This window comes from Thermococcus coalescens, from assembly GCF_055392585.1.
Window position 1 is genome coordinate 444,369 of sequence record NZ_AP043764.1, and the last position, 17,017, is coordinate 461,385.

At 57.4% G+C, this 17,017-nt stretch carries 22 protein-coding genes; 14 read left to right on the forward strand and 8 right to left on the reverse strand.

Annotation, left to right across the window (positions count from 1 at the left end; all coding sequences use genetic code 11):
• Window positions 1–37 precede the first annotated feature (37 nt).
• Window positions 38–610 carry a molybdopterin-dependent oxidoreductase gene (locus ACZ5M3_RS02585; protein WP_464840148.1) on the forward strand — a complete coding sequence of 191 codons (573 nt, stop codon included), beginning with the start codon at window positions 38–40 and terminating at the stop codon, window positions 608–610.
• A gap of 4 nt (window positions 611–614) precedes the next feature.
• Complete coding sequence (locus ACZ5M3_RS02590; RefSeq protein ID WP_464840149.1) at window positions 615–962, forward strand: hypothetical protein; 348 nt, start codon at window positions 615–617, stop codon at window positions 960–962.
• Between the two features lie 15 nt (window positions 963–977).
• Here ACZ5M3_RS02590 and ACZ5M3_RS02595 read toward each other — a convergent pair whose 3' ends face one another.
• The 6 genes from ACZ5M3_RS02595 to ACZ5M3_RS02620 form a co-directional block, all read right to left on the reverse strand.
• Window positions 978–1,670, reverse strand: a complete 693-nt coding sequence (locus ACZ5M3_RS02595; protein WP_464840150.1) for an ABC transporter ATP-binding protein — start codon at window positions 1,668–1,670, stop codon at window positions 978–980.
• On the reverse strand, window positions 1,667–2,104 hold the full coding sequence (locus ACZ5M3_RS02600; RefSeq protein ID WP_464840151.1) for a hypothetical protein: 438 nt from the start codon (window positions 2,102–2,104) through the stop codon (window positions 1,667–1,669). The genes ACZ5M3_RS02595 and ACZ5M3_RS02600 overlap by 4 nt, the downstream gene beginning before the upstream one ends.
• On the reverse strand, window positions 2,101–2,844 hold the full coding sequence (locus tag ACZ5M3_RS02605; RefSeq protein ID WP_464840152.1) for an ABC transporter permease: 744 nt from the start codon (window positions 2,842–2,844) through the stop codon (window positions 2,101–2,103). The genes ACZ5M3_RS02600 and ACZ5M3_RS02605 overlap by 4 nt, the downstream gene beginning before the upstream one ends.
• Window positions 2,841–3,890, reverse strand: coding sequence for a hypothetical protein (locus tag ACZ5M3_RS02610; RefSeq protein ID WP_464840153.1), 1,050 nt, complete (start codon window positions 3,888–3,890; stop codon window positions 2,841–2,843). Before ACZ5M3_RS02610 ends, ACZ5M3_RS02605 begins: the two co-directional genes overlap by 4 nt.
• A 25-nt stretch (window positions 3,891–3,915) precedes the next feature.
• A complete protein-coding gene (locus tag ACZ5M3_RS02615; protein ID WP_464840154.1) occupies window positions 3,916–4,329 on the reverse strand; it encodes a hypothetical protein in 414 nt (137 codons plus the stop codon).
• Window positions 4,330–4,482: 153 nt separating this feature from the next.
• Complete coding sequence (locus tag ACZ5M3_RS02620) at window positions 4,483–5,007, reverse strand: ferritin-like domain-containing protein (RefSeq protein WP_464840155.1); 525 nt, start codon at window positions 5,005–5,007, stop codon at window positions 4,483–4,485.
• A 375-nt stretch (window positions 5,008–5,382) separates the two neighbouring features.
• On the opposite strand from ACZ5M3_RS02620, the gene ACZ5M3_RS02625 reads away from it, so the two are divergent.
• The 12 genes from ACZ5M3_RS02625 to ACZ5M3_RS02680 all read left to right on the forward strand — a co-directional run bounded on the left by ACZ5M3_RS02625 (window position 5,383) and on the right by ACZ5M3_RS02680 (window position 14,734).
• Window positions 5,383–6,273 (forward strand): ATP phosphoribosyltransferase regulatory subunit, encoded by an 891-nt coding sequence (locus ACZ5M3_RS02625; RefSeq protein WP_464840156.1) that lies wholly within the window; start codon window positions 5,383–5,385, stop codon window positions 6,271–6,273.
• 24 nt (window positions 6,274–6,297) lie between these two features.
• Complete coding sequence (gene hisG / locus ACZ5M3_RS02630) at window positions 6,298–6,915, forward strand: ATP phosphoribosyltransferase (protein WP_464841048.1); 618 nt, start codon at window positions 6,298–6,300, stop codon at window positions 6,913–6,915.
• Window positions 6,905–8,038, forward strand: coding sequence for a histidinol dehydrogenase (gene hisD / locus ACZ5M3_RS02635; protein ID WP_464840157.1), 1,134 nt, complete (start codon window positions 6,905–6,907; stop codon window positions 8,036–8,038). Before hisG ends, hisD begins: the two co-directional genes overlap by 11 nt.
• The gene (gene hisB / locus ACZ5M3_RS02640; protein WP_464840158.1) at window positions 8,035–8,571 is read left to right on the forward strand and encodes an imidazoleglycerol-phosphate dehydratase HisB; all 537 of its coding nucleotides are present in this window, start codon (window positions 8,035–8,037) and stop codon (window positions 8,569–8,571) included. Before hisD ends, hisB begins: the two co-directional genes overlap by 4 nt.
• Window positions 8,572–8,573: 2 nt before the next feature.
• Window positions 8,574–9,161, forward strand: a complete 588-nt coding sequence (gene hisH / locus ACZ5M3_RS02645; RefSeq protein WP_464840159.1) for an imidazole glycerol phosphate synthase subunit HisH — start codon at window positions 8,574–8,576, stop codon at window positions 9,159–9,161.
• Window position 9,162: 1 nt separating this feature from the next.
• Complete coding sequence (hisA, locus tag ACZ5M3_RS02650; protein ID WP_464840160.1) at window positions 9,163–9,861, forward strand: 1-(5-phosphoribosyl)-5-((5-phosphoribosylamino)methylideneamino)imidazole-4-carboxamide isomerase; 699 nt, start codon at window positions 9,163–9,165, stop codon at window positions 9,859–9,861.
• The gene (gene hisF / locus ACZ5M3_RS02655) at window positions 9,843–10,601 is read left to right on the forward strand and encodes an imidazole glycerol phosphate synthase subunit HisF (RefSeq protein ID WP_464840161.1); all 759 of its coding nucleotides are present in this window, start codon (window positions 9,843–9,845) and stop codon (window positions 10,599–10,601) included. The genes hisA and hisF overlap by 19 nt, the downstream gene beginning before the upstream one ends.
• 9 nt (window positions 10,602–10,610) lie before the next feature.
• Window positions 10,611–11,240: a bifunctional phosphoribosyl-AMP cyclohydrolase/phosphoribosyl-ATP diphosphatase HisIE gene (gene hisIE / locus ACZ5M3_RS02660; RefSeq protein ID WP_464840162.1), complete on the forward strand. Its 630-nt coding sequence runs from the start codon at window positions 10,611–10,613 to the stop codon at window positions 11,238–11,240.
• Entirely contained in the window at window positions 11,237–12,256 is a 1,020-nt protein-coding gene (gene hisC / locus ACZ5M3_RS02665) for a histidinol-phosphate transaminase (protein ID WP_464840163.1), read from the forward strand. Before hisIE ends, hisC begins: the two co-directional genes overlap by 4 nt.
• Window positions 12,247–12,978: an HAD family hydrolase gene (locus tag ACZ5M3_RS02670; RefSeq protein WP_464840164.1), complete on the forward strand. Its 732-nt coding sequence runs from the start codon at window positions 12,247–12,249 to the stop codon at window positions 12,976–12,978. Before hisC ends, ACZ5M3_RS02670 begins: the two co-directional genes overlap by 10 nt.
• Window positions 12,979–13,002: 24 nt before the next feature.
• Entirely contained in the window at window positions 13,003–13,998 is a 996-nt protein-coding gene (locus tag ACZ5M3_RS02675; protein ID WP_464840165.1) for a TIGR01177 family methyltransferase, read from the forward strand.
• Window positions 13,999–14,065: 67 nt separating this feature from the next.
• The gene (locus ACZ5M3_RS02680; RefSeq protein WP_464840166.1) at window positions 14,066–14,734 is read left to right on the forward strand and encodes a DUF257 family protein; all 669 of its coding nucleotides are present in this window, start codon (window positions 14,066–14,068) and stop codon (window positions 14,732–14,734) included.
• Window positions 14,735–14,737: 3 nt separating this feature from the next.
• Here ACZ5M3_RS02680 and ACZ5M3_RS02685 read toward each other — a convergent pair whose 3' ends face one another.
• Window positions 14,738–15,379 carry an alanine--tRNA ligase-related protein gene (locus ACZ5M3_RS02685; protein WP_464841049.1) on the reverse strand — a complete coding sequence of 214 codons (642 nt, stop codon included), beginning with the start codon at window positions 15,377–15,379 and terminating at the stop codon, window positions 14,738–14,740.
• A gap of 59 nt (window positions 15,380–15,438) precedes the next feature.
• On the reverse strand, window positions 15,439–16,905 hold the full coding sequence (locus ACZ5M3_RS02690) for an exodeoxyribonuclease VII small subunit (RefSeq protein ID WP_464840167.1): 1,467 nt from the start codon (window positions 16,903–16,905) through the stop codon (window positions 15,439–15,441).
• Window positions 16,906–17,017 lie beyond the last annotated feature (112 nt).

A 17,017-nucleotide genomic window follows, 5' to 3' on the forward strand; every position in this document is an offset into this window, starting at 1 on the left:
CACTTAAGGTCCCTTTTGGGCGTAAGGTCGTGATGTCATGAGGAAGAGTATTTTCGCATTTCTTGTAATCATAATCCTCATCGGTGGGACGTACCTTCTGGGCAGAGACAATGGAAGCACAGCCACGGTTGATGCCCCAAAGGAACTGGGCGTCATCCAGATCACCGGACTCGTCGAGAGGCCCTACAACATCACGTACAATGACCTCGCGGGCCTCCCGTCGAGGAACATCACGGCGGTTCTCTACTGCGTGGACAGCCCCGGTCGGCCGAGGAAGAACGGCACTTGGACCGGTGTCCCGCTGAGGATTCTCATCGAGAGGGCGCGACCAAGGGGAGACGCCTTCAAGATAGCCCTCTACGCCAGCGACGGCTACACCACCGACCTCTTTAAGCAGTGGGTCATGGAGGACGAGGACATCATCATAGCCTATAAGTTCAACGGGGAGCCGATAACCCCCCGAATAGTCGCCCCGGGCCGGTGGGGTTACAAGTGGATAAAGTACCTGATGAAGATCGAACTTGTAAGCTACGACTTCAAGGGCACGTGGGAGAGCGCCGGCTACCCGGACGACGCCATAATACCAGATGAATCCATCCCTGGGAGATGAGCCTGTGAAACCCAGAACGACCCTGACGGTAGTAGAGTGGACTTCCCTTCCGCTCCTCCTCCTGGCGGGGCTGCTGGTCATAAGCGGCTACGGGCTGACGAGCGAGGCAGCGAGAAGCGCATCACTCGGCCTGCTGACATTCTCCCGCTCCCAGGCGATACATCTGAGCCGGATTATAAAACTCGGCTTCGTCTTCCTCCTGCTCCTCCACACCTACGCCGGGACGGAGGTGCTTGCGGAAAAGCTCCGCGCCAGAGGCCGGGAAAGGCTCGCCTCGCTCGTGGAATACGGGGTGATAGCTTTTCTAATCTACGTTGGCTGGATAGCGGTGAACGGGGAGTTCGGAGGGTAAAGAGAACAGAGGGCTTTAATCGCCGGTAACCGAGGGCGGCCGGAACATGGCCTCAACCTCGTCCCTGATGTCGGCAAACGGCCCCGCCAGGTAGACCTTCCCGCCGCTTATGACGACCCCGAAGTCAGCGATGTTCTCGAAAGGCTCCCATATGTGGCTTATGATGACGAAGCTCCTGCCCTTGGCTTTCCACTTCTTGATTATTCCCACTATTTCCCCGACGCTCTCGAAGTCCACGTTGGCCAGAGGCTCGTCAAGGAAGATCACCTCAGGTTCGCCAACAAAGGCCTGAGCCAGAGAGAGGCGCTTAAGCATCCCGGAGGAGTAGCCATCTATTCTCCTGTCGAGGGCGTCCTCGATGCCGAACAGCCCGGCGGCCTTCTCGACGTATTCTTCCCCGGCCCCTCTCCCCCTGGCTATAAACTCCAGCCACTCCCGCCCGGTTGTCAGCTTTGGAAACCTCCCGGGGTCGAAGGCAACGCCAACGCTTTTCCTGGCCTCGGGACTTTTCCAGGGGTCTTTTCCAAGGAGTTTCACGCTGCCCTTCGTGGGTTTGTAGAGGCCGAGGGAGACCTTCATGAAGGTGCTCTTTCCGCCGCCGTTGGGGCCGAGGATGAGGGTTAATCCCTCGGGAACCTCAACAGTAACCCCTCGAAGAGCCTTTATCGGCCCGAAGTACTTGTGAAGGTTCTCCGCATTGATTATCATCTCCTGCCACCCCCAAGGAGCGTCAGCGCCAGAAGTCCGCCGAATAAGGCTGAGGCCCAAAGGTGGTCGGATTTCTGCTTCCCGGGGAAGCCGACATCAACGGGCGTGACGGTTATCGTTATTCCCTGACTTGAGTTTCCGCCGAAGTCGTAGAAGCCGGGGTGCGGGAAGACCAGCGCGAAGGCCCCGTTGCTCTCCACTTTTCCAGTGAATATCGCCTCCCCAGTCTGAAGATCCTTCACCTGGAATTCCCCGGTTCCAACGGCGTAGAGCTTCACCGATGCCGTCGATGAGACGTAAACAGCTGTGACTTCCCTATTGGAGACGACGACGGTATTATAATGAACGTCGTTCGGCTTGAGGTTCGACTGAAGGCCAAGGCTCAGGAGCGATACCAGCATGAGGGTAATGAGGAGCACCCGGAGAAGCCTCATCTCACGTCCCTCCAGTTGCCAATTAGGAGGTAGAGCGCCATGAGGGCGAGGGCGGGAAGGAGCGATGCTTTGAGGAACTCCCCGTCGAAGACCGGGTCCATGCTCAGGGATATCGTGGCCCACTTGTAGTTGATCAGCGCATCCCTCCACTTCAGGAGCCAGAACCACTCGGCGCCCAAGAACTCGGGGAGGTATAGGAGCACGAAGCCGCCGAAGATCGAAACGTAGGTGTTGGGCGAGGCTATCGCAACCACTGCCGCGACCGAGACCATGAAGAGAAGGGTCGAGAGGTAGAAGAAAGCCATTGGTACGGTCTGAACCTTCAACACCTCGATGACGGCTTTTGAGGTGTCCGCGAAGTGGAGGTAGAAGAGCAGCAGATGCACCGAGAAGACGAAGATGAAGAGTACCAGGAAAGCCGCCAGGAGCTTGGCTAGGAGGATTCTAACCCTCGAAACAGGGAGGGAATAGACGGAAAGCGCAACCCCCTCGTCCCTCTCGAGCCTCACCGCCAGCGTGACGAGGAAGGGCACGAGGAGGGCCAGGAGGAGGTAAACGTCGCCGGTGAAGGCGTTCCTGAAAACAGAGCCGAGCATCTCAACCCCATGCGGCCCGCCGTAGGAGCCGGCGCTCCAGGTCAGGTAGTACCTCTTCATCACCGTCCCAACAAGAATCGCCCCGGCCGAGGCCAGAGTTAGATTTAAGGGGGAGCGAAGCTCCCAGCGAAGGACCTCCTTCAACGCCTCCACCTCCAGAGGATGAGCGCGCCGAGAACGACGGCTATAGCAACGACGGCTACGATGGCGGTTCTGGACGGCCCCTCGTTGGGAAGCTCAGCGGGCCTCGTGAAGTCTATGTTGGTCTCGGCCAGTACGAGGCCGAAGGGAGGCATCTTGCCCCCGTTCTTAACCTCCTCCTCGTGCTCCTCGGCAAACTCGGTGTCCTGAATCATGGCACTGCTCACGCCGAGGACCTTCCACAGCGGACTGAAGGGAGTGTAAAGAGCTATTGCCAGGCCGCTCGAACCGTCGTAGAGGATAACGTCCTTTCCAACAACCCATTTTAGATTCATCATGTTCGTGTGGGCCATGTAAACTGGGGCGTTGAAGTCTCCGTAGTACGTCATCGCGGTCGAGTTTATCATCTTGACCGTCTCGATTTTTAGCCCGGGCAGTATCTCAAGTCCGGTCACGTTGGCTGGATTCTCGGCCCAGAGGAAGTTTCCCCCAACGGGGGTTCTGTTCACGTGGATTTCTCCCGTGGTCAGGTCGATTTCAACGACCCCTGCCCTGCTGAAGTTCTCCGGTACGTAGGACTTGTTGACCAGCCTACCCTCCCCCTCCGTGATCATCAGGCCAAAGGAGCGCTGTGCTGTCCGTTCAGAGTAACTCTCCTCGCACACGGTAACGTTGCCCCCCGCTACGGGCACCTCAAGGCAACCCCCTCCAGTGAAGTTGTAGCGCTCCTGGTACTTCCTGAGAAGAGCCGTCGCTTCCTCCAGGCTGAGGGTGGAGTAAGCCTCCCGGGTGCAGTTGATCCCGAGGAGAAGAAGCGATAACCGGGCCATATCGTCGGAAGCGTTGAGGACGCGCCACGTGAACTCCACCCTGGGACAGTAATAGGTCACGTTCCCCGTGGAGGTGTTCAGGTCAATTGACAGCCAGCCCCTGGCGACGTACTTTGCGTATATTCCTTCCTTGAACCAGTAGGGCGTTGCCGAGAGGAGCGGGCTTAGAACCAAAAGAACAAAAAAGAGGAGAACGAAGAACTTGGAAACCCTCTCCATGTGATTCCCCCCGATTCCGATTCACTCAACTTTCTTCAGTTGTACTTGTATAGGTAGTTCCCGGAACCCAGGTTATCTCGGCGTAGATTGTCTTGGGCCAGAAGGGGCACCAACCGGTGGCGGCTATCTGGGCAGAGTCCCAGGCGTATCCGGCCGGAGGGGTTGCGGTGGACGGGCTGAACTTCTTGGTCCACAGATCGCAGACTCCGGTCGAACCAGCGTCGCCGTATATATTGTAGAGGTAACCAGGCTGACTCTGACTTGCATACCCGCTTATCCAGCAGTAGAGGCTTCCATCTTCCGTGGGCGCGTAGGTGTTCTCGTCGTGGACAAGGGGGTCCCTGGTTATTGCCTCCGGCTCGTTGCCGTCCAGTGCCATGGCCACTCCTGCAAAAACCAAAACACCAACCAAGAGTATGGCCAATACCTTCCTTGGCATCGCCCCCCCCAACGGGGTTTTGCACTTGATGTTACGTTATGACCATTTATTAGTCTTTCGGTGTTCTAAAGTTCTCAGCGAACAACTTATGAGAACAACGATGGATATCCTAAACTCCAGATAACCAAAAATACAAAAGGGAGTAAAATGCTCTCAGAAGTTGAAGTTTATGTCCTTCATGAGCTGGTCGTAGAGCTCCTCCCTGTATATGTCCGGGTAGCGCATGATGTAGTCGTACTGCTTCTTCAGGATGTTGTAGTGGTTCCGCTCCATGTCTGCGAGCATCTCAAGGATGATGCGGGTGTTGTCGGTGGCTGCGTAGCCGGCCAGCTCTTTGTAGAGCCTTTCGCTCACCAGCTCGGCCTGCATGGCTATCTCGTAGACCTCGTCGATGTTCACATCGGGCTTCTTTATGACCTCAGCCATCTTCTCGGCGATGACCCTGAACTCGGCCATGACGTCTATCTCTATCTTCTTCGGCTCCGTCCTGGAGCCCTCGAACTTCTCGGCCATCTTCTCGATTATCTCGCGGTGCTTGTCCTCCTCCTTCGCCAGAAAGAGCAGCTCGTCCCTTATGATGTCGCTCTTTGTCAGGGAGGCGAGCTTCTCATAGGCCTCCTTGGCCCTTATCTCCGCGTTTATGGCAATCTCAAAAACCTCTTTGTCGGTTATCTCCATCAAAAATCACCAGTACATTATTGTAATGGAACAGCTATTAACCTTTTGGGTATGTCAAGCGAATAAGCGAAAATTGACATCACCTTCCACCTCCGCCATAATGACAGTTATCGGGTAAAAAGCTGGCTAGATGACAACGAACCAGGGGATAATGTTTTAAACCCCTTCAACCTATGGGGGGCACCAGTGGAGGGAAAGAAGATGTTCGGAAAAAATACCCAGGTTGGAACATATTCCAGGGAGCCAAGCGTGAGGTGCCTTAGCGTACCGGCCCTTCTGGTGACTTACCGCCATCATTGACTCTTCTGGAGCTTCGTTAGACCTGGATAGTTCTAACACCGCTGATCTTGTTAATAAAACTCAGGAGGGGTTAGTGTGAGAAAGGGTTTGCTTGCCGAGTCAGAGAGGCTATCCGAGATTGGAAAGTACCTGAGGAGAACCTTCGAGCTGTGGGGCTACCGCGAGGTTTTCCTTCCAGCGATCGAGGAGTACCGCGAGGGCCTCAGGAAGGGAACCAAGTTCGCTTACAACAACGAGTTCTACGTCATCAAACCCGACATAACGTCGCAGATACTGGAGAACATCAAGGAAGTTCCGGAGAAGCTCAAGCTCTACTACATCAGCGAGGTGCTTGACGGCGGCGTGAGGGGACAGTGGCAGGCCGGGGTGGAGTACATAGGCGGGGACGTCACGAAGATGGCCGCCGAGGTGCTTCTCACGGTCATAACTGCCCTCGAAGCGGTCGGAATAGAGGAGTTCTACATAGACATCGGGAGCCTGAGGGTCTGGGAGGAGGCCACCAAGGAGATAGAGGAGTTCCGGGCGGAAATCTACAGGGCACTCGTGAGGAGGAACTTTGAGATAATAGAGCGTCTCCCGATAAGCAAAGAGAAAAAGGAGGAGCTGTGGGAGCTTTTCAACTTCTGGGGAAAGGAGAGCGGCTACCGGAAGCTCGACAGAATAGTCGAGGCCGTCAACGACGAGAGGCTGTTCATAGACTTCGGCACGGTCAGACCGCTGCCCTACTACCGGGACATACTCTTCGAGGTCTATTCGCCAGAACTTGGGAAGCCCCTCGGAGGCGGGGGGGAGTACACGTTCAAGGGGAGACCTGCCTTCGGCTTTGCCTTCGATATGGGGGCCCTCTCGAAGCTCTTCAGGAAAAAGGGAGACAGGAACAGGAAGAGACTGAGGGGCGAGCCCAGGGAGGTCTTTGAAGAGGCCAAGAGGCTCGTGAGGATGGGCATCCCGGTGGAGGTGGAGTGAGTGAAGCGCTCCAACGGCTCCCCGATAAGGTTCGTCCTCCCCAAGGGGAGGCTCCTTCAGGGTTCGCTGGAGATCCTCAGAAAGGCCGGAATAGAGCTGAGGCCCCCCGCGGAGAGGAGGCTCATCGAGAGGGTTGGAAACTACGAGGTTCTCCTCGCGAGGGCCTTCGACGTTCCGGTTTACGTTGAGTACGGAATCGACGTCGGCATCTCCGGGAGCGACGTCGTGGAGGAGCGCGGGAGCGACGTCCTCATACCCCTTGAGCTTCCCTTCGGGAAGTGCAGGCTGAGCCTGGCCATGCCCGAGGAGAGGGTCGTCGGGCCGGAGGAGATGGACGGCTACAGGATAGCCACCAAGTACCCGGGGATAACGAGGCGCTTCTTCGAGGGGCTCAACGTCGAGGTGGAGGTACTGAAGCTCCACGGGAGCATCGAGCTGGCGCCCAGGATAGGGATAGCCGACGCAATAGTGGACATCGTGGAGACAGGAAACACGCTCCGCGCCAACGGGCTCGTTGAGGTGGAGAAGATAATGGACGTCTCCGCTCTGCTCCTCGTGAACAGGATAGCCCAGAAAACGAAGTTTGAGGAGATAAACGAGCTCGTCTTCGCGATAAAGGAGGTGATTAAGGATGGATTTTGAGCTTGAGAGCTACGTCGCCGGTATCTTAAGGGACATCCGCGAGAGGGGTATCGAGGCGGTCAGGGAGTACTCCAGGAGGTTCGACGGCTACGACGGCCCCTTCAGGGTCACGAGGGAGGAGTTCACCGAGGCCGTTCAGAGAATCCCGCAGAGGGACAGGGAGATAATCCTCCGCACGATAGAACGCCTGTGGGAGTACCACGAGAAACAGATGGAGAAGGAGAGGCTGTTCCTCAAGAACGGCTCCATCTACGGCCTCATCTACCGCCCGATAAGGAGGATAGGCATCTACGTCCCCGGCGGGAAGCCGCTCCCCTCGACGCTGATGATGGTGGCGGTGCCGGCGAAGATAGCGGGCGTTAAGGAGATGGCGGTGACGATTCCGCCGAAAGACGGTAGAGTGAACCCATACGTGCTCTACGTCGCCGACCTGCTCGGCATCGACGAGGTCTACAAGCTCGGCGGCGTCCAGGCGATAGGGGCGATGGCCTACGGCATCGGTATGAAGAAGGTGGACAAGATATTCGGGCCGGGAAACAGGTTCGTCAACGAGGCCAAGAGGCAGGTCTTCGGCGTTGTTGGCATAGACAGCCTGGCCGGACCGTCGGAGATAGCGGTGATAGCTGACGAAACCGCCGGGAGAGAATACGTCCTGGCCGACCTCCTCAGCCAGCTTGAGCACGGGAAGGACAGCAAGGCGTGGCTCCTCACCACCTCTAAGGAGCTGGCCAGCTACTGCTCGCGCGGAGGAGTAAAGGTAATCCTCTGCCAGACCCTTGAGGAGTGCGCCGAAAAGGCCAACGAGATAGCGCCGGAGCACCTTGAGATAATCACCGCCCGGCCAATGGAGCTCGTTGACCTCATCGAGAACGCTGGAGCAATTTACCTCGGCCCCTACACGCCGGTGCCGGCGGCTGATTACTTTCTCGGCGTCAACCACGTCCTGCCGACCGGTGGAGCGGCAAGGTTCAGCGGTGTCTTAACCGTCAGGGACTTCATGAAGCCGATGACCCTCGCGATGGCCGGAAGGGAGGAGTTCCTCGCGGAGAGGGAGCTGGGGCTCAGGCTGGCCGAGATAGAGGGAATGGAATTCCACAGGAAGAGCATGGAGGTGAGAAAATGAACAGGAAAACGAGGGAAACCGACGTGACGGTGGAGCTCGACGCGGCCGGAGCGATAAGGACGGGCGACAAAGTACTCGACCACCTCCTCACGGCCCTCTTCTTCTACATGGGCCGGGAGGCCAGGGTAGAGGCCACCTACGACCTCAGGCACCACCTGTGGGAGGACGTCGGCATAACCCTCGGCGAGGAGCTCCGCTCCAGGCTCCCGGAAAAGTTCGCCCGCTTCGGAAGCGCGGTGATGCCGATGGACGACGCCCTCGTGCTGGTCGCCCTGGACATCTCAGGGAGGCCCTACGCGGGCGTTGAGCTATCCTTCGAGGAGAGTGAGGGAGGCTTTGAGGCTTCCCTCGTGAGGGAGTTCCTCTGGGGGCTGGCGCGTTCGCTGAAAGCGACAATACACGTCAAAACCCTGAGCGGGGTTAACGCGCACCACGTCATCGAGGCGGCCTTTAAAGGACTTGGAGTTGCCCTCGGGAAGGCAATGAGCGAAAGCGGAAAGCTGGAGAGCACGAAGGGCCTGCTGGAGGTGTAGGCGTGATAGCGATAGTCGACCTGGGGATAGGCAACCTCGCCAACGTGAGGAAAGCCTTAGGAGGAGTTATCACAGGCGACCCCTACGAGATTGAAAGGGCCGAGAAGCTCGTCCTTCCAGGTGTGGGGAACTTCGGGGCGGTGATGGAGAGGCTCGAACCGCTGAGGGGGGTTATACTCGACGCCATAAACGAGGGAAAGCCCTTCCTCGGGATATGCCTCGGCCTTCAGCTCCTCTTCGAGGGGAGCGAGGAGAGCCCGGAGAAGCCCGGCCTCGGGGTCTTCAGGGGAAGGGTCGTCAGGTTTCAGGGAGTTAGAACACCGCACATCGGCTGGAACCAGCTGTGGAAAAGTAAGGACTGCCCGCTCTTCGGGGGAATCAAAGACGGGGCGTACTTCTACTTCGTCCACTCCTACTACGCGGTTCCAGAGGAGGACGTAATCGCGGGCGTTACCGACTACGAGTCGAATGGACGGGGGGTAGTCTTCACCTCCGCCGTCTGCAGGGAGAACGTCTACGCGGTGCAGTTCCACCCGGAGAAGAGCGGGAGGAACGGGCTTGTCGTAATGAGGAACTTCAGGGGGCTCTGAGATGGAGGTTTACCCCGCCATAGACCTGATGGATGGAAAGGCCGTGAGGCTCTACAGGGGGAGGAGGGAAGAAGTCAAAGTCTACGGCGACCCGGTTGATATAGCCGGGAAGTTCGCGGAGCTCATCGATAAAATCCACATCGTTGACCTCGATGGGGCGTTTACGGGCTTTCCGCGGAACCTCGACGTTGTAAAAAGGATAATCGAGGAGACCGGGCTGAGGGCCCAGTTCGGAGGGGGTCTGAGGAGCTACGGAGCTATAGTCAAAGCCTACGAAATCGGCGTCGAGAACGTCATAATAGGCACGAAGGCGTTCGACATCGAGTTTCTCAGGAGGGTAACTGACGACTTCGAGGGAGTAACCGTCAGCCTCGACTCCAAGGGAGGAAGGGTTGCCGTGAGGGGCTGGCTTGAGAGCGGAATGGAAGTCCGGGAGGCCTACGAACTGCTGAGGAGTTATGTGGACAGGTTCATCTACACCTCCGTGGAGAGGGACGGGACGCTGACGGGTATAGATGAGATCGAGAGGTTCTGGAAAAGCGAGGAGTTCATCTACGCCGGGGGAGTTTCGAGCGCGAAAGGGGTGCAAAAGCTGGCCGAGATCGGCTTTTCGGGGGTTATCGTTGGCAAAGCCCTCTACGAGGGTCTAGTAACACTTGAGGAATTGCTGGAGGTGGCGGAATGCTTGCGAAGAGGATAATCGCGGCGCTGGACATAAGGGACGGAAGGGTCGTCAAGGGGATAAAGTTCAGGAACATACGCGACGCCGGCGATCCGGTCGAGCTCGCCAGACGCTACGAGAGTGAGGGGGTGGACGAGATAGTCTTCCTCGACATCACGGCATCTTACGAGAACAGGGGAATTCTGCTGGAGCTCGTCGAGAGGATTGCCGGGGAGATATACGTGCCCTTCACGGTAGGAGGCGGCATAAGGACGGTTGAAGAGGCGAGGGAGATAATCAAGCGCGGTGCAGACAAGGTCTTCATAAACACCGCGGCCGTCGAGAGGCCGGAGCTCGTGGAGGAGATAGCTGAAATAGTCGGCAGTGCAAACCTCGTGGTGGCGATAGACGCCAGGTGGAACGGCTCCTTCTGGGAGGTCTACACACACGGGGGGAGGAAGGCAAGGGGCATGGATGCCATCGAGTGGGCGAAAAAGGTGGAGGAGCTCGGCGCCGGCGAGATTCTCCTGACGAGCATGGACACGGACGGAACGAAGGAGGGCTTCGACATACCCCTGACGAGGGCCGTTGCGGAGGCCGTTGATATACCGGTCATAGCCTCCGGCGGAGCTGGAAAGCCCGAGCACTTCTACGAGGCCTTCGAGGCCGGGGCAGAGGCTGCTTTAGCGGCTTCGATCTTCCACTACGGGGAATACACGGTTGGAGAGCTGAAGGAGTACCTGGCCGGGAGGGGAATTCCCGTCAGACTGGACTACTGAGGTGGTAGAATGGGCGTGGAAGAGCTCATAGAGAAGGTTGACTGGGAGAAGAACGGTGGAGTTGTCCCGGTGGTCGTCCAGGACACCGGAGGAGAGGTTCTCACCCTGGCGTACATGGACAGGGAAGCCCTGAGGAGAACCCTTGAGACCGGCTACGCCCACTACTACTCCCGCTCGCAGGGAAGGGTCAGGATGAAGGGCGAGGTGAGCGGCAACGTCCAGAGGGTGAAGGAGATAAAGGTGGACTGCGACAGCGACGCGCTCCTCCTCGTCGTCGAGCAGAAGGGTGCGGCCTGCCACACCGGGAACTACTCCTGCTTTTACAGGAAGCTCGGAGAGCCGGAGAGGGTTCTGCCCGTGGACTACTCGCTGACAATCCTCCGGGAGCTGGAGGAGCTGATACGGAAGCGGAGGAAAGAACCCGTCGAGGGCTCTTACACCTCAAGGCTGTTCCGCGAGGGCAGGGAGAGGATATACAAGAAGTTCGGGGAGGAGGCTGTTGAGGTTCTCGTTGCCGAGACGCGGGAGGGGCTGATCTACGAGACGGCAGACATGCTCTACCACCTGCTCGTTCTTCTGGCCTACAACGACATCCCTCTCGGTGAGGTGATGGCCGAGCTGAGGAGGCGGCGGGGATGAGGATTGGGGAACTCGTCAAATCCTTCGAGCCATACCGCGTCATGGAGGGGGACTACCCGGTAAGGCTCGACAAGAACGAAAGCCCCTACGACCTGCCCGGTTGGGTGAAGGAGGAGATTTTCGAGGAGCTGAGGGAGCTGAGCTTCAACAGGTACCCGGATATAGCCTCAATGCCGGCTAGAGAGGCTATAGCCGAATTCTACGGGGTCTCGCCGGAGAACGTCGCCGTCGGAAACGGCGGGGACGAGCTGATAAGCTACCTCGTCTGGTTATTTGAAGGAGACTACGTGGTCACCACTCCACCGACCTTCGGCATGTACGGCTTCTACGCGAAGCTGAGGGGAATCCCCACCGTCGAAGTGCCCCTGGGGGAGGACTTCACGATAGACGGCGACGCCGTAGCGGAAAAGTCAAGAAACGCGAGGGCAATCTTCATAGCATCGCCCAACAACCCCACCGGAAACCTCCAGCCGGAGGAGGAGATAATCAAGGTTCTCGACACCGGAACGGCGGTGGTTCTCGACGAGGCCTACGCGGACTTCGCCGGAAGGAGCCTCTGGAGGCTCATTGAGGAGTATCCAAACCTCATAGTGCTGAGGACCTTCTCCAAGGCCTTCAGCCTGGCCGGGGTCAGGGCCGGCTACATCCTGGCCAGTGGGGAGGTGGTGGATGCCCTCTACCGGGTGAAGTCGCCCTTCAGCGTCGGAATAATGACCATGGCGGCCGTGAAGGTCGTGCTCAGACACTATGACCTGGTGGAGAGGCGCGTGGTGAAGATCATCGAGGAGCGGGAGAGGATAAGGAAGGCATTCCGGGAGTTCACCTACCCGAGCGACGCGAACTTCCTCCTGATGCGGCTGGACGCCTACGGGTTCCTCCTGGAGAGGGGCATAGTGGTCAGAAAGCTCTCAGGAAGGCTCGAAGGCCACATAAGGGTCACCGTCGGGAGGAAGTGGGAGAACAGGAAGCTGGTGGAGGCCCTCAGAGAGTACCTGGAGGTGGAAGGATGTGGGTAGTGTTCGACGTTGACGGCGTCCTCATAGACGTGAGCGAGAGTTACGACACCGCCACGAAGCTCACGGCGGAGTACTTCCTCAGGCTGTTCGGGGTTGAGAGGGAGGTAAAGCGGGAATGGATCAGGGAGCTCAGGAGAAAGGGCTCCTTTGGAGACGACTTCAAGGTCAGCGAGGCCCTCATACTCTTCGCCCTCTCCGGAAGTGCGGAGGAGCTCGTCGAGGAGTTTCCGGAGGGCGGAACCATAGAGTGGGTTCGCGAGAAGTTTGAATTCCAGGTCTTCAGCGGGAGCATCGAGAGGGTCTTCAACACCTTCTACCTCGGCAGGGAATACCCGGAGAGGCTCTTTGACTTTCCCGGGCTGTGGAGAAAGGAGCGTCCCATCGTGAGGAGGGAACTCCTGGAGAGGGCATCGGGGCGCTTCAAGGTGGGGGTCATCACCGGTCGGAGCGCCCTGGAGATGGAGCTCGCGGAGAGGGTAGTCGGGTTCAAGTTCGAGAACGCGGTCACGAGGGAGCTCTACCTGAAGCCCGACCCGAGGGCACTGTGGGAGCTCGTGAAGGGCGAGCCCGGGGTTTACATCGGGGACACCATCAACGACGGCCTGCTCGTGGAGAACTACCGGAGGAGGTACGGGAAAGAATTTGACTTCGTCATGGTGGGGCGGGACGTAAAGGACGTGAACCAGTTCTTAGAGGAACTGCTGGAGGGGGAGCAAACTTAAAAACCTCCCCGAAGAGCTCCAACCATGCTCTACGTTGAGATACTCGGAAACCTCCCGGAGATGGCGAGGGACGAGGTAAAGGCCATGCTGGAGCTGGCCGGGGGAGAAATAGCCGGCCAAGACTACCTGTTCCTGAAGCTCGACGCCGGCGAGGAGGCCTTCCCATACCTCGACCGTCTCGGCCTAGCCCACGAATACGGACTGCTCGTGGTCGAGGCGGACTCCGTAGGGGAGCTCCTCAGGAAGGCCGGGGAAGTTGAATGGCCGATTGAGGGGACTTTCAAGGTTGACACCGAGACCATGGCCAACTGCAGGCACGACGTTTTAGACCTTCCCCGGAAGCTCGGAGCTGTGATACACTCGCAGGGCTTTAGGGTGAACCTTTCAAGGCCCGACACGCTCGTCAGGGTCTACTGCGGCGAGAGGCTCTACGCGGGGATAAGGTTGAGGTTCTTCGACCCCAAGGAGTTCGAGAGGAGGAAGGCCCACCACAGGCCCTTCTTCAGGCCGATTTCGCTCCACCCGAGGGTCTCTCGCGCTCTGGTGAACCTCACGAAGGCCAGAAGAGAGCTCCTCGACCCCATGATGGGGGCCGGCGGGATACTCATGGAGGCCGGACTGCTCGGGCTGAAGGTGTACGGCGTGGACATAAAGCCGGAGATGGTCGAAGGGGCCGAGACCAACCTCAGGCACTACGGAATTACGGACTACGGGCTGAAGCTCGGAGATGCGACCAAACTTGGGGAGCTGTTTCCTGAAAAGAGGTTCGAGGCGATAGCCACCGACCCGCCCTACGGGACTTCGGCGACCTTAGCCGGCAGGAGGAGGGACGAGCTGTACAGGAGGGTGCTGGAGAGCATCTACGGAGTGCTTGAGGAGGGGGGAAGGCTGGCCATAGCCTTTCCGGCGGACTTCGACGGGGAAGCGGAGGCCGAAAAAGTCGGATTTGAGATGGTCGGAAAGTACTACCAGCGCGTCCACAAGAGCCTGGAGAGGTACTTCTACGTGTTTGAGAAGTGACATCCGCAGGGAGTTCTTGGTTAACAAAATCTTTTTTACGGTTAACATCGTCTTAAAAAGACGGGGGATGATTATGGAGACCGCAGGGGAAGACGTGTTGTTCGAGTACCTTAGAAGCCTCAAACCCGGGGAGGACGTTCTAATCGAATACACCTCCAGGGAACCGGTTCATATACTCCTGCACCTTATTCTGAGGTGTCTGCAGAAGAAAGAACTTCCAGTTATTATAGTGGATGAACTCGACCAGCTCCACGTCTTTAGAACCCAGATGAAGCTGGCAGGCATCGATACCAGGCTCATCGACGATGCAAACGTCATAAAAATCGGAGGTCTGCTCAAGACCGGAAACGTCCTCGGCAAGGTTGACCTCAGCAAGGAGTTCCCCATAAGGAAAAAGCACTACGAGGAGGCCCTGAAGAAGGTAAACGCGGACTACACCGTCAGGATCGTGCTCGGCTTTGATAAGGTTCTGGCGATGCATGAGGGGGAGATGAGGGACCTGGAGTCCCTCTTTGGCTACATGATCAGGCCGTACCTTGGCGATGAAAGCAGGACAACGGTCTACTTCATAAACACCGAGCTTTTCAGCGAGAGAACCCGCAAAGAGCTTCGGGAGCACGCCAGCAGGGTCGTCAAGGTGAGGTTCGAGGACGAGCGCATCAAGCTCAAAATCATAAAGTCACCTTTCCTGTCGGAATACGGGAAGAGGATAGAAATAGATGTCAAAAACATCTGACCCTCAGTCTTCCAGCCATATCTCCAGCCTCTGCTTTCCTTTTCCGAGGCTGGAGCGCTTGAACTTCTTCAAGTGCCCTATCTCCTTTATGTCCCTCACGTGCGTCCCGCCGCAGGGTATGACCTCGAAGTCCCTTATCTGGGTGTAGCGTGTTTCCCCTTCCCACCATATCCTCATCTCGCCGCCCTCGTCAACGAGCCTGTTGAATGTCTCTATGATCTGCCCCTTCCACTGGTTCACGTTCTCCGGGTAGAGTATGTCGTAGCGGCCCTTCTCGACGCTCATACCGCTTCCGTAGAGCTCCCACTCGCCGGGCAGGATGACGTTGAGGACGTGCTCCATGAGGTGCATTGCCGTGTGGATCCTCATGAGCCTGTACCTGTAGTCCCAGTCAAGCTTTAGCTCGACCTCGTCTCCAGCCCTGAACTTCTCGGGCTCGGCAACGGCGTGCCACACGTTCCCAGCGCCGTCCTTGTAGACGTCGAGAACCTCGACGCCGTTTATCGTCCCCCTGTCGTGGGGCTGGCCTCCGCCGGTCGGGTAGAAAACCGTCCGGTCGAGGAGAAGGGCGCCCTCCCTCACCTCAAGGACCTTCGCCTTCGCTTCCTTCATGTAAGCATCCTCGTAGTAGAGCTTCCTGGTCACTTTCACCACCCCAGAATGGTTGGCTGACATCATTTAAGTGAATATCGAAAAGGAAAGGCTCACCGCCTCTTCCAGAAGACTATGGCACCGACCACGAGCAGGAGCGCCACCGCTATTGCTATTATCTGCTGGGTTTCGCTCAGGCGGCTCTTCTCCTCGGGAACGGTGTACCTTACCGTCGCCGTGGTATGGTTGGAGAGCATCTTGGTGACGTCCTCAGCGGGTGCGCCGTAGCGTATAAAGACGTTTGAGACTATCTTGAGGCTGTTCCCCTCCCTCACGACGGTCATGGTGAACCTGTTGCCGTTGAGGTTCTCGCTTATGTTGTCCGGCACCTGGAGGAACTTTCCGCCGTCGGGGAGGTTTATGGTGAGGTAGAGGGTGTGATTGACCGCATACTCCATCCTGCCCGTGAGGCCGTTCGTGAGGCCGAGCGTCGGGTCGAACTGGTAAACGTACGAGCCGTTCTCGAAGGTGGTGAAGTTCCTAAGCATGTACTCGGCATCTATCACCAGCGGGGCGTCTGTCTCGTTGAGGCCGAGTATTCGGACCTTGCCGTTATCAACGAGGGCACCCCTGTAGCCGAGGGCTATCGAGTACGTCCTCAGAATGTACTCTGTAGCGTTTTCAACGCCGTAGGAGATTATCTCCTTCTTCCTGGCCTCGACCTCTGACTTGGGCTCGATGTACTCGTCCCTCATGTGGAGCCTGACGCTGCCGTTGCTGTATATGTCCAGTGTGACGTACTCGTTCATCACGCTGCTCTGGTAGTGCTCTTCCCCCTTGTATGGGGCCTTATAGCGGATGTAATAGTCCTTGTAGCTTCCAAAGAGGGCCTTATACCCATCGGGAGGAAGGAACGGCTCAAGGTAGATATAGGAGTTCACTATAACGGTGTCGCCCCTGACTTCGGAGGTGACGAAGAACTTGCTCGTGTTGTACTGCTGGGCGAATGCCTTCGGATACATTATGAGCGTTGCGTTCTCGGGGAGCCTGATGATGAAGGTGCTGTTGATGTCTATGGCAAAGGGGAGTCCCGTATCGGGGACGTTTATCGTCGCGTAGCCCCTCGTGGGGTCTATGCGAACCTCCCAGTAGTCACCGTAGGAGTAATACTTTGAGAAGTTGAGGGCTATGGCGTTGAAAACGAGGGTTATGTTGGTGCCCTCGGCGATGCCGTAGGACTTTATGCTCTCGTTGGTGAGGTTCATCCCGGACTGGGTGAGGCTCTCAACGTATCTCTGGAGCTGCTCCTCTTCGAACTTCGCTATGGCCTCCTCCATCGTCATGTTGCCGCTCCGGGTCTCGTTGAGGATTTGCTCAATCTGTTTCTGAATCTCATCCTTGGGTTCAAGCCACACGGTCTTCAGGGTGATGTTGGCGTTTCCGTTGGGCATGACCACTATTGTAAAAACGAAGTCCTGTTTGTACGTTTTCGGCTGAAAATCCTCCCCAAGCCCGAAATTCGGACCGATGAGAGGCGTCAGTAGAATCGCGGCGAAAATCACCGCAAGCACTCTCTTCATTACACACTACCTCCATTCCATCTGTACTGGTAACTAGCGCCACGTTGGAGTATTTAACTTTATCTCAGAAGTAGGGAAAGAAAAACCTGACAAAAGGCAAAGAAAAAGCAGA

What these genes read in the sequence shown, in the direction of transcription:
- ACZ5M3_RS02595 (WP_464840150.1), bottom strand. Translation starts at nt 1,670, where the DNA reads ATGATAATCAATGCGGAGAACCTTCACAAGTACTTCGGGCCGATAAAG.
- ACZ5M3_RS02680 (WP_464840166.1), top strand. Translation starts at nt 14,066, where the DNA reads ATGATTATGGAGACCGCAGGGGAAGACGTGTTGTTCGAGTACCTTAGA.
- hisC (WP_464840163.1), top strand. Translation starts at nt 11,237, where the DNA reads ATGAGGATTGGGGAACTCGTCAAATCCTTCGAGCCATACCGCGTCATG.
- ACZ5M3_RS02670 (WP_464840164.1), top strand. Translation starts at nt 12,247, where the DNA reads ATGTGGGTAGTGTTCGACGTTGACGGCGTCCTCATAGACGTGAGCGAG.
- hisIE (WP_464840162.1), top strand. Translation starts at nt 10,611, where the DNA reads ATGGGCGTGGAAGAGCTCATAGAGAAGGTTGACTGGGAGAAGAACGGT.
- hisD (WP_464840157.1), top strand. Translation starts at nt 6,905, where the DNA reads ATGGATTTTGAGCTTGAGAGCTACGTCGCCGGTATCTTAAGGGACATC.
- ACZ5M3_RS02690 (WP_464840167.1), bottom strand. Translation starts at nt 16,905, where the DNA reads ATGAAGAGAGTGCTTGCGGTGATTTTCGCCGCGATTCTACTGACGCCT.
- ACZ5M3_RS02615 (WP_464840154.1), bottom strand. Translation starts at nt 4,329, where the DNA reads ATGCCAAGGAAGGTATTGGCCATACTCTTGGTTGGTGTTTTGGTTTTT.
- ACZ5M3_RS02620 (WP_464840155.1), bottom strand. Translation starts at nt 5,007, where the DNA reads ATGGAGATAACCGACAAAGAGGTTTTTGAGATTGCCATAAACGCGGAG.
- ACZ5M3_RS02675 (WP_464840165.1), top strand. Translation starts at nt 13,003, where the DNA reads ATGCTCTACGTTGAGATACTCGGAAACCTCCCGGAGATGGCGAGGGAC.
- hisF (WP_464840161.1), top strand. Translation starts at nt 9,843, where the DNA reads ATGCTTGCGAAGAGGATAATCGCGGCGCTGGACATAAGGGACGGAAGG.
- ACZ5M3_RS02585 (WP_464840148.1), top strand. Translation starts at nt 38, where the DNA reads ATGAGGAAGAGTATTTTCGCATTTCTTGTAATCATAATCCTCATCGGT.
- ACZ5M3_RS02600 (WP_464840151.1), bottom strand. Translation starts at nt 2,104, where the DNA reads ATGAGGCTTCTCCGGGTGCTCCTCATTACCCTCATGCTGGTATCGCTC.
- hisB (WP_464840158.1), top strand. Translation starts at nt 8,035, where the DNA reads ATGAACAGGAAAACGAGGGAAACCGACGTGACGGTGGAGCTCGACGCG.
- ACZ5M3_RS02610 (WP_464840153.1), bottom strand. Translation starts at nt 3,890, where the DNA reads ATGGAGAGGGTTTCCAAGTTCTTCGTTCTCCTCTTTTTTGTTCTTTTG.
- hisA (WP_464840160.1), top strand. Translation starts at nt 9,163, where the DNA reads ATGGAGGTTTACCCCGCCATAGACCTGATGGATGGAAAGGCCGTGAGG.